Source organism: Micromonospora sp. GCM10011541 (assembly GCF_042650725.1).
GTDB lineage: Bacteria > Actinomycetota > Actinomycetes > Mycobacteriales > Micromonosporaceae > Micromonospora > Micromonospora sicca.
Map to the genome: position 1 here is coordinate 1 of NZ_JBHSBP010000111.1, position 1,433 is coordinate 1,433.

The 1,433-nt window shown below is 70.9% G+C and carries 1 protein-coding gene; it reads left to right on the forward strand.

All coding sequences use genetic code 11. The annotated features are described in order from the left end of the window. Window positions 1–51: 51 nt before the first annotated feature. The coding region (locus ACFOYX_RS36140; protein WP_377534807.1) for an NF041680 family putative transposase at window positions 52–1,433 on the forward strand (1,382 nt) is incomplete at its 3' end.

Sequence of the window (1,433 nt, forward strand, 5' to 3'; positions counted from 1 at the left end):
ATGGATGTTGCTGAGACATCGAATGATCACACCAAGGCCGTGGAGATGAGTGTGCGCGATGACGCTGCCCGCGTCGAGGCTTTAGCCGTTCTGTCCAGGTTCCGGACGGAGTTCTACCGCTGTCTGACCGCCCGCGCTGACGCCCTGTTCGAGGTGACCGACGCGCTGCTGTGCACGGACGGGCCGGTCAGGTCCCTGGTCGACCTGGTCCTGGCGCCCGAGCACCGCCGTGGCCACGGCGGCATGTACGACGGGTTGAACTGCGGCCGTGTCGACGTCGCCCGGCTGCGCCGCGCTGTGGCGGGACTGCCGCTGCCGCGGGCCGCCGACGGGCGCATCGTTCTCGCTGTCGACGTCAGCCCGTGGCTGCGTTCCGACGCCCGGACCAGCCCGGACCGGCTGTTCTGCCACGTCTACGGCCGAGCCAAGAGCCAGTCGCAGCTGATCCCGGGCTGGCCGTACTCCTTCGTCGCAGCCCTCGAAACCGGCCGGACCTCATGGACGGCGATCCTGGACGCGGTGCGGCTCGGACCGGCCGATGACATGGCCGCCGTCACCGCCGACCAGCTGCGCGCTGTCGTGCAACGCCTCATCGCGGCCGGCCACCACGCAACCGACGATCCGCGGATCCTGATCGTGTGTGATGCCGGCTACGACATCCCCCGCCTGGCGTTCCTCCTCGGCGACCTGCCCGTGGACCTGCTCGGACGGCTGCGCTCGGACCGGGTGATGGCCCTGCCACCACCCCCACGGCTACCCGGGACGACGGGCCGGCCACCCAAACACGGCCCCGAACTCGCCCTCGCCGACCCCGACACCTGGCCGGCGCCGCAGACCGTCACCACCACGCAGACCGCCCGCTACGGCACCGCCACCGCGACCGCCTGGGACCAGATCCACCCACGGCTGACCCGCCGCACCTGCTGGCTCGACCACGAAGGCGACCTGCCGATCATCGAAGGCACCCTGATCCGGCTGCAGGTCCAGCACCTGCCCGGCGACCGTCACCCGAAACCGGTCTGGCTGTGGACCTCGATCACCGCGGCCACCGCCGCGGACGTGGACCGCAGCTGGCAGTCCTACCTACGCAGGTTCGACCTCGAACACACCTTCCGGCTGCTCAAACAGACACTGGGCTGGACCCGGCCCAAGATCCGTACGCCCGACGCGGCCGACCGGTGGACCTGGCTGATCATCGCCTGTCACACCCAACTACGCCTCGCACGCGGCCTCGCCGAGGACCTCCGCCGGCCCTGGGAACGACCCGCCGGCCCCGACCGGCTCACCCCGGCCCGGGTCCGCCGCGGATTTCGCCACATCCACACGAAGACCACCCACCCCGCCAGCGCACCCAAACCAGGCAAGGCCGGACCCGGACGGCCCCAAGGCTCGAAGAACAGGCAGCCCGCGCCCAGCTACGACGTCGGCAAGAC